General features: G+C 45.9%; 8 protein-coding genes. 5 read left to right on the forward strand and 3 right to left on the reverse strand.

Annotation, left to right across the window (positions count from 1 at the left end):
• Positions 1-613 (reverse strand): hypothetical protein (locus tag BP727_RS02790; protein ID WP_286857263.1); only part of this gene is annotated, 613 nt, incomplete at its 3' end.
• Positions 614-970: 357 nt separating this feature from the next.
• Here BP727_RS02790 and BP727_RS02795 point away from each other — a divergent pair.
• Both BP727_RS02795 and BP727_RS02800 read left to right on the forward strand, forming a co-directional pair.
• Complete coding sequence (locus BP727_RS02795) at positions 971-1,369, forward strand: hypothetical protein (RefSeq protein ID WP_048131584.1); 399 nt, start codon at positions 971-973, stop codon at positions 1,367-1,369.
• Positions 1,370-1,453: 84 nt separating this feature from the next.
• Positions 1,454-2,173: a hypothetical protein gene (locus BP727_RS02800; protein WP_157863597.1), complete on the forward strand. Its 720-nt coding sequence runs from the start codon at positions 1,454-1,456 to the stop codon at positions 2,171-2,173.
• A 102-nt stretch (positions 2,174-2,275) separates the two neighbouring features.
• Here the strand turns inward: BP727_RS02800 and BP727_RS02805 are convergent, their stop codons facing one another.
• A complete protein-coding gene (locus BP727_RS02805) occupies positions 2,276-3,217 on the reverse strand; it encodes a fasciclin domain-containing protein (RefSeq protein ID WP_013718091.1) in 942 nt (313 codons plus the stop codon).
• Between the two features lie 106 nt (positions 3,218-3,323).
• Between BP727_RS02805 and BP727_RS02810 the strand changes: the two genes are divergently transcribed.
• Positions 3,324-4,460 carry a hypothetical protein gene (locus tag BP727_RS02810; protein WP_273271593.1) on the forward strand — a complete coding sequence of 379 codons (1,137 nt, stop codon included), beginning with the start codon at positions 3,324-3,326 and terminating at the stop codon, positions 4,458-4,460.
• A 1,463-nt stretch (positions 4,461-5,923) separates the two neighbouring features.
• Here the strand turns inward: BP727_RS02810 and BP727_RS02815 are convergent.
• Entirely contained in the window at positions 5,924-7,624 is a 1,701-nt protein-coding gene (locus BP727_RS02815; RefSeq protein ID WP_013718089.1) for a ferrous iron transporter B, read from the reverse strand.
• A gap of 504 nt (positions 7,625-8,128) precedes the next feature.
• Here BP727_RS02815 and BP727_RS02820 point away from each other — a divergent pair.
• Both BP727_RS02820 and rlmJ read left to right on the forward strand, forming a co-directional pair.
• Entirely contained in the window at positions 8,129-8,575 is a 447-nt protein-coding gene (locus BP727_RS02820) for a hypothetical protein (RefSeq protein ID WP_013718088.1), read from the forward strand.
• Complete coding sequence (gene rlmJ, locus BP727_RS02825; protein WP_286857267.1) at positions 8,575-9,351, forward strand: 23S rRNA (adenine(2030)-N(6))-methyltransferase RlmJ; 777 nt, start codon at positions 8,575-8,577, stop codon at positions 9,349-9,351. The genes BP727_RS02820 and rlmJ overlap by 1 nt, the downstream gene beginning before the upstream one ends.
• The last annotated feature ends 51 nt before the right edge of the window (positions 9,352-9,402 follow it).

Below are 9,402 nucleotides of genomic sequence, written 5' to 3' on the forward strand. Positions count from 1 at the left end.
GCGAGCAGGGCTGAATAGTTACTTTCTCGATACATTTGTTCACATAATACTCATCGTTGTGGCATGCCTCGCAAGTAAAATCCCATGTATGCCAGCAACAGCCCGTTTTGATCCTGCCGCAGCCTTCATCCCAACTCTTATCGCATCCTACAAAACTATCTGGACAGTCATCAATAACAATTGAGACATTACCGAAGGCCTCTGGAATCGCGTCATCCGCTTTGGAGATGATATGCGACCAGTCGGAATTAAATGTGTAATCATCGAGGACTTTCGCTGTGTATGTCAGAGTGCTGTTTGTCTCATCAAACTGGGGCGAGGTCAGCTCCGCCACGACTACATCGCTCTCGTTCTCTCCCTCCCTGAGCATCACCGCTGCATTGGGTGGGTCTATGGCACCAAAGCAAAATCCATCGAGGAATTTATCCATTGGTGCGAACCCACCTACTCGTTCAGGACGGTCTGAGAAGTAAATGGTATATGGCACCACGCCAGTGATGGTTAGCGTGTAGTTTCCTGACTCATCCTTTACAAAGGTGCCACCAGTCCCCTCCTGAATGAAGATGAATGTCGTCCGATTCATTTCCGTCTCATTCAATTCCATCTCATCCAATTCTGTCTCATTCGCGGCCATCTCCGCGCAGGACACAGCACCAATAAAAGCCAAAGAGCATAGTGCTGAGACCAAAATCGCCAATTTCATGTGACGCATTTGTTTACCTCAAAATGTAAATCCCGTCTGGCAACAATATAAACTTAGCCCCCAAAAATTTCAGGCGAAAGATCAGACACCCCAAAATTTTTCTGTTTTTTCATTTCAGTGACGATTTTTTATCCATCCGTCAAAACGATGTTCGACAGAATAATTATCCAATATATGCGTTCTTGGATCCATCTGACCAAAAAACATATAACCCTTTATTGTTAATTATTTAACATTACATTATAGGCTATATGGGGTTTGGGGATTATGATAAAGATCGGGATCGAGGTTAGCCGCAGAAAGTTGCTCTACGACCTCCTGGATAATCCCGGCCGGTACTTCTTTATTCTATCCGAAGGCGGTCGGGCAGCACTATGCATTCAAACCTGCGATTTTCAAGGAGATGACATAAATACGCATATCATTAATGGTTTCGCCTTAAATAAGGACAGCAAGCTATGCCCTATTTTTGATGATGGGATCAACGATTCCATTTTGAATGGCTGCAAATGGGAGAGGCGAACTCCTGACGGAAGGGATTATCCCATATCCTCTAAACTGGAGGATACTCTCTGCCGACTGCCAGACCTGATGTACTGGATTATTTCAAAGGTCCTGACTGGCGGCCGAAATCTGGTCATATATCACCCAAAGATCAATGCATAATGGTTCGCCAAGGTTAATTCTAGATTCAACCGATTAAAATATATGCTCCGGAGCCAAGGGTGCTTGCAGGAAGATGAAGATCAAATGGCTGCAAAAGGTAAAATGCACCTCATTCCTCTCCGGATAAGTTGGAATGCTGCAGTGCAGTGTTCTGTTATAATCTGCCTCCTGGCGGCAATCCAATCGCCCTTGATAGGCTGTGCAGGGGCATCTCAAGAGGATCTGCTGGACCGAATTGCCGCTTCACCCGACCCGACTTCTCCTATTGTCAATTCTTCGCTTAATGGATATTCTTCGTCGCATCCCATATTATTCTATTCACCCATCGCCAGCAGGACTCAGGTGCTCAGCAAGGGCTTTTCTGGCACATCCCTGCATCACTCTATCCAGTCAGCGCATGAGATCTCAGGATCATCGGAGTATACAGTCTCGGAGAGAAGCTATCAGGAGGGAGATTCGACACGTATCAGCTCCAATTCCATTGGTATGAGGATCGACGAGACTGTAACCGAAGGCAAGGTCAGCATTGGTGCGTTTCAGGCTGATCTCTCCTCTCAGGATGGCACGGATTTGGAGAGCAGCAGAAAAACGAGCAATCCCTGGAGAGACCCGGCCCTGATGATGGAAGAGGAATACATCGGCACATTTCACATATCAAGGAATATGACCATAAAGAGCAATTATATAATTCAGGGAGAAAACTACAGCTGGCTGGGTTATGACAGCGTTTATTTGAGATTCATTCCATCAAAGCCAGTGTCATTCAGCGCAGATGAGATATTCAAATGCCTCAAATGCAGCTGAAATTGAGCAGATCCGAATTCCGCAGATCAAAAGAAGATGAGAATCGAGTATCGTTATCGATCTCGATCCCAATTAAAAAATTTCGATGCAGCCTGAATGGCCTCACATGCTCAGGCTTATAGGCACTAAAACCTGATCGATCAGATAGACGACGCCATTGCTGTACCTCTCGGATCCCGATACCCTGGCCATGCTCACATAGCCTGTGGCGGAATCTACTGCCAGAGATTCTCCCTGCAGGGTTTTGGCGGAGCCGGATTCGGTCATATTGATGAGATCCTTTGCCTCAACCATATGATAGCCAAGCAGGTCTATCATTCCCATATCCTGCTTTTTGATCGAATCGACAGTGGACTTGGCGGCATCAAATGCCTCATCACTGGGAGCGAAGATGGTAAATGGCCCTTCTCCCAGGGTGGTGATTCCCATAAGCCCCTGGCCATTCAGCCTATCCTCCAGCCCTTCAGCGACAATGGCAGAGGCAAAATCCTTTGCACCCAGATTCTCTGCTGCCTTGGCCGCGCCAGCCATCGAGCTCTTTTCAGGCATGAGCACCTTGTCGATTACATAGATGACACCGTTATCGTATTGAATGCTCTCTGTTACATTGGCCCCATTCACCATCAGACCATCGGTGCTGTTGATGCTGAGGTTCTCACCCTGCAGAGTCCTTGCGCTATCAATATCGGAGATATTCACAAAGGAACCGCTGTTCCAGACCGCATGATAGGAGAGAACCCGCTCAAGCTCCGTCTGATTCTCAATGAGGATGTTCATGTCCATGTCGTCAATTGCGGAAAAAGCATCATCGCTGGGGGCGAAGATCACAAAAGATCCGGAATCGAAGAGGAGGACACCCTGATTGTCCAGAGTACTGGCAAAACCCGTGCTTTCAGCCAATTCTGAGAACTCAGTCAGGCCCAATTCCCCGGCAGCATCCAGGACTCCATGGGCAGTTGTATTATTTTGTGCCAGGCATGAACCCATGCAAAGCCATCCCGTAATGAACAACAGACTCAGGAATATCAAATTTTTCCTTGTCATATCATAACCTCCACTCATTTCGCTGGATAGTTTATCAACTGGATAAAAGATAAACCTTCTGCATAAGCCGAAATATTCAATACTGATAGAACGGCTATGCGAGGATGTGTCGCCCGAGAGAGTTATCTTTGCCTTGTTGCTGGTCATGCTCCTGCTTCCATTTACCGCTGCCGGACATGTGCCTCTCATAGGAGGAGGAAATGAGGATATATCCTCTGCCCTGCATATCTCTAATCCGGCTAAATCCTGGGCGGTTTATGCCGTTTTAGAGAACGAAACCGTTCATTATTTCAGCTTTGATGTCAGAGAAGGAGAGAGAATCTATATGGGGCTGCTCAAATCCACAGACCCGGCAGACGAGGGCTTTCTGCCAGACCTTCTCTTGATAGGGCCGGGTATCGGGGTTCAGAGCAGCTCATCCGCCCAGCAGCCTGAGGGCAACACCTCCCTCGAGGGCGCCGTTCTTCTTGAGAATTCTGCTATTCCCAAGAACATAATCCTTCCTGAAAGCCTTAAGGATCTGGGTGCTCTTGCAGCCGATGGAAGGGAAGGAATAGCGACCTATGAGCCCTTTGGGCCCAGCAGCTTCATCGGGCTGGCAGAGATCAACCTCTCTGCCCCTCAATCGGGCCGGTATTATGCCGCGATCTATGAGAACACCAGGAACGGCTCGAATGAAGGGGCATCATTAAGAGCAGCAGAAGCAGATGCGAAAGGAGGCCACTATTGTTTAGTGGTAGGATATCGCGAGGAGTTCAGCTTCACCGACAGGATGATCGCTCCGATCCAGATCGCATCGGTTTACATCTGGGAGGGGCAGAGCATCATTATGATCTTCATTCCCTATCTGGTGGCTTTAATCGCTGGAGGGCTCATATACTGGAGAGGAAGTCGTCGCAGCTTGTTCAGCCTGACGGGGACTTTAGCAGGCTTTCTGTTTCTCGGCACCAGCTCTCTGGTCATAACTCAAATGATCTACAGCCTCAGCCGCGCTCCTTATGGTCCGGAGGTCTATATCACCATGGCCATAATCCTGTTCCATGCTCTCTTGGGAGTGGCATCTATCCGCCTGGCCAGGGGGGAGGCAGGAATTCTGCAGAGATCTCTTCTGGCAGTGATCGGGACTATAGCTCTCCTGGGAGGATCGGGCGTGATACTGGGACCAATGCTGGCCGTATCTGCCAGCTTTCTTCCCACCATTAAGAGATCAGTTCCTGGCGATCTCCTCCAGAAAGCTAGCTGATGTATAATTTTCGGGCTCTGCGCTGAATTGTGTGGGTGAGGTCAGGCAGAGAATATGGCCTCTGTTCCTCTGTGTTTAGGTCAGAGCACCGCGGTTCACCACAGAGGCGAAAAGATACAGAGAATATACGATTAGAGTTCACCCATGATAAATAGCGAGGAGCAAATTTTCACTATGAAGCTATAATGTTCGCGAAAGAGGTGATTTCCCTTTTCTCAGTTCCAACTCTCCAAAAGAAAGCCTCCTCAGGGATTCAACCGGGGAATATTCGAGCCTTTTCGTATCATTTTATCCATTGACCAACCCACTCCCACAAATATATAATAATATTAAAAATATAATAAAAAGAGTTTATTAATCTATCCTCACTTCTCACTCAGATAGTGTGTGAGATTAAAAATAAAAAACAATAAATAATAAAATTTTCTAAAAAATTTAAATATTTCTCTTTTTTAGATATCTTATTATCTATAGAATTTAAATTTTGATAATAATAATTAATATGTACAAAATTTTTAAAAAAATTAATTATGTAAAAAAATAGAAAATGCCGATAAATTGAAGAATAGTAAATTTGTTATATAAATTTATGAGTTTAAAGTTAATTAGATATTATTTATTTTTCAAGAAATTTCACGCTAGATCCGAATAGAATATCAAAATCCTTTAAATGGAACTGGATACTATAAACTATAGGTATGATTTTATTACCCCCTCGAAAAGCCCAGTTTTGTTAACCACTTTATTCCATATACTATACGAATATGCCCCTCTTGCCGCCTATCCTCACCATTTACCAGAGAGAGAATGGTTCTACAAGCTAAATCAGCATTCTAGCTCCATTCATTCACATATACTATAAGATTTAAAGGCTTCAGAGAAAATAATGTAAAAATTTTTATAAACTATTAAACTGACCAAATGCTCTATACTTTATAGACTAAAAAGCTATTTATAAAAATAACAAATTTAAAACTTTCAGGTATCAACCCGATTTAATTATAAAAATATAAGCTATAATTATAATGATTTTACATAATTTGCAAATGTTTTATAACGTTATTTATTTATAATTACATCGAATTGATTATGTTGTGATATTATCATAAAATCAAATAAAAAAATAAATGTTATTTAGACATAATACATTTAAAAATAATTAATAAACAGATCATTTTTTAAATAAAATTTTAAGATTCTTTTCATTGAAGCTATAATTCAGGCAAAAAGTTAGAGTTAAAAAGGCAGAGATAACGAGGCAATTAAAGCCGAGCTGAGCAAATGAATGAAGGGGAAATCGTGTGCAGGGGTCAGGGCAGCTTAGATTTTAAAAAGGGAGTGTTCTACGCTAGATGACTAGCCAAGAGTTATTCCGTCATGAGGCCAAGAGATATTCAGTTGCAGGAGAATCAATCACTAAAAAAAAATAGAGGGTGAGATACTCCCTTGAGCATAGCAGGTATCTAGCTGAGAATTAGGTTTAGAGCTGTCCCAACCACAAGGGCAGCGACAAGCCTCAAAGCCACTGATTTTGCCGTTCCCGAGACGCCTAGCTCCTTGAGCATCACCATGAATGTTGCTACACAGGGCATATACATGGCCAAAACCACGGCAGCAATAACATACTGCACCGGAGTCATATCCAGGGGAGCGAACATGCCTATCCCAACGTCCTTGCGGAGAAAGCCGATAATCAATGCAGTGGCAGCATCGCTGGGAAGACCCAGCAACCCGGATACAACCGGCTTCAGCTCCTCGCCTATCAGATGCATCAGTCCGGTCAGATAGAAGAAGTTCATTATGATCATGCCTAGACCGATATAAGGCACTGCCTCTTTCAGGAACTCCCGCACCCGAATAAAGGTCTTCTTCAAAAGGGCTTGTAGATTTGGCATGCGGTAGGGAGGGATCTCCAGGAAGATCTCCGGCGACTCACCGCCAATGAACCTGTGGAGCAGATAGCCTGTGATCACAAAGGAGAGAAATAAGGTGGCATAGACTATGAAGATATACCTCAGGCCATAGGGAGCGAGTATGCCGAATATCATGGCGCTCTGAGAGGCGCAGGGAATGGCCATGGTCATCAGAGTCGCAGCTAGATACCTCTGCTTGGCCGACTCCAGTATTCTGACCGAGAGAACAGCAGGAACGCTACAGCCCATTCCCAATACACAAGGCAGGATAGCAGCACCATGAAGGCCTATCCTGTGCATGAAGGCATCCAGGATGACGCTCAGCCTGGGAAGGTAGCCGATATCCTCCAGTATGCCCAGCAGCAGATAAAAGGGAATCAAAAATGGCAAGACTATCCCTAAAGGAATATAGAGGCCGGTGGTCAGAATTCCAAAGGACTTTAAGAGCTCTGGACTGCTGCCAATCAATATCTCCCTTAAGAGCTCTGAGCTGACGTATCTATGCACTAAATCGGTTATGAAATTGGAATATGCGATGAATAGGGGATCGGTGACCTTCAACTGCAGAGTTTCGCCCACCTCGATTACCAGACTGAAGGAGAGATATAAAAGCAACAAGGCAATGGGAATGCCCGTTAGGGGCTTGAGCGAGATGTCCTCCAGCCGGTCAAAGAGGGATGGATGCCGATGCAGAACCTTCTGACTCTTCTCAGCTATCTCCCCAATCCGCGCCCAGCGCTGGTCAGAGGATTCAAACTGCACTGGCGGAGGGGTTTTAGCTTTTCCAATGGCCTCCACCAGATCGTAGATTCCCTGACCGCTGACAGCTACTGTGGGAATCACATCCACCCCCAGCGCCTCTGCTAGGATGGCGGTATCGATCTCGATTCCTTTGCGGGTGGCCACATCCCAGAGGTTGAGGGCCACTACGGTGGGAAGGCCTTTCTCCAGGATTTTAAGGGTTAGGTTGAGATTTCTCTCCAGATTGGTGGAATCGATCACATTAACCACCACATCTGCCCCTTGCTCCAGAATGTGGCCTGTCACCTCCTCTACCTTGGATGTGGGCTCGAGCGAGTATACGCCAGGCGGATCGATGAGGGTGGCCATCTTCTCTCCCAGCTTCATTCGTCCCTCCGTATACTCGATCGTGGTTCCGGGGTAATTGGCTGAGACCACCTCAATTCCTGTAAGCCGGGAAAAGATAACGCTCTTTCCCACATTTGGGTTTCCCATCAAAAGGATCTTCAAGATCTATTGCTCCCTTTCTATCGCATCATATGATCTAAAGACTGCAATTAGCAGCCAATTGTAGTTGTCAGCCAAGTCATTCATACCTCATACCTAAGATATACCATTCTTGGATGGCTCTAAGGTATTATATTCATTTAGTTCTTGGGCGATTTGAATTCACCTTATCCCGCTCCCATCTATAACCAGCCATTATAAAAACCTGGTTTGCCATCAGAAAGAATCACTTCTGGAATTTGTCTTATGGCATGAACCCTTGTTGTCGCCTCCAATGACATATGAATTATCAAAAGATAATGCATTGATCAAAATAATAAACGCAAAGTTCAAATAGTATAAAATCTTAATATTCTCAAAAAAATTAGAGAGATATATGCTTGGATCCGGATCCTTTCACTCTAATAAGGGTATGACCCTATTAAGATGTGAAATCTGTTCGGAATTCTGCTGATATGAGGGAGGACGCAAATGCCGATGACGATGTTAGTACCTATTGGAGTTATCATGTTGAGTGGTGCGGTGGGAGGAATTGTGAATGCGCTTGTAAGCGACAATGGCTTCATCAAGCCCAGCGAGGAGAGTGCGGGAGAGGTCACAATAATCCGTCCAGGATTTGCCGGCAACGTCCTGCTGGGAGCAGTTGCCGCCTTCGTCTCCTGGGGCCTCTATGGAGCCTTTGCCAATACCGCTCTATTCGGCACGGTCACGGGAATTGGAACCGAAGAGATCTCCGTTTCCATCTCCTCCATCGCCGGCGCTCTATTGGTGGGAATAGGAGGGGCTCGCTGGCTGACAAATGAGGTGGACAAGAAGCTGCTCCGCACAGCCGCCACCGCTGCCGCCGCCTCCAAAGCGAACTTCGAGGAATCCCGGAAGATCGCCATAGCCACTCCCGCCCAGGCCTTCAATATCGCCAAGAAGATGTACCAGAATGAGCAACCTCGGTCCTGATGGGCCCTTACGATCACAGAGCGCATGTAGGCAATGCAGGCGATGTCTGGAAGCATTTCCTGTTGCTGGAGGTGGCAAATTGCCTCCTCACCCCCGATAGCAGCCTGGTTTATGCAGAAAGCCATGTAGGACGCCCGAAATATGCCTTAAAGCCATCTGGTGATTGGGAGAGCGGAATCGGCAGAATCTGGCCGGCTCTGCCTCTCCTAAAAGATTTTCCTTATTTCAATATTCTAGCGGAATTCAATTCCATCGAATCGTTTAGCTCTCTGCAGATAGAATTCTATCCTGGATCTGCCCTATTGGTGGCAGAACTAGCGAAGAGAAAGAAGGCGGATCTCTTGATCAATATCTGGGATATCGATCCTGCAGTCGGGGCGGCCTGGAATGAATGCCTCGATCATTCTCCTATATCGTTTCATCTGGATGATGGCTTTTCTGGTGTTATGTCCCTATTGAAGAGTTCTTCTCCAGGTCTTCTCTTTATAGATCCTCCTTTCACTTCTCCAGAAGAAAAGGAAGCGGCAGAGGAGATCTTCTGCACTGCGAAAAGTCTCGGCTGGACGGTATTATGCTGGCACATGATGGCCACCATCCCTAAAGAGATTCCTTCGTCCTTTAGCGATCAATCCATCGAGTTTTTCGTCAAGTTCTCCCGGATTGGATTGGAGTATGCCGGAGCGGAGGGATGCAGCATTCGAGTAGCGTCTCCAGATGGGACATTGATCCCCCACATATCTGCCCGGATCAAAGCCTTTCTGCAGATCATCGGATAATAAATAGCTTTCAAATCAAATAATAACATCGGGGTGTAGGGGCAGAGAAGA

It is taken from the genome of Methanosaeta sp. UBA356 (assembly GCF_002496465.1).
Classification (GTDB): domain Archaea; phylum Halobacteriota; class Methanosarcinia; order Methanotrichales; family Methanotrichaceae; genus Methanothrix; species Methanothrix soehngenii.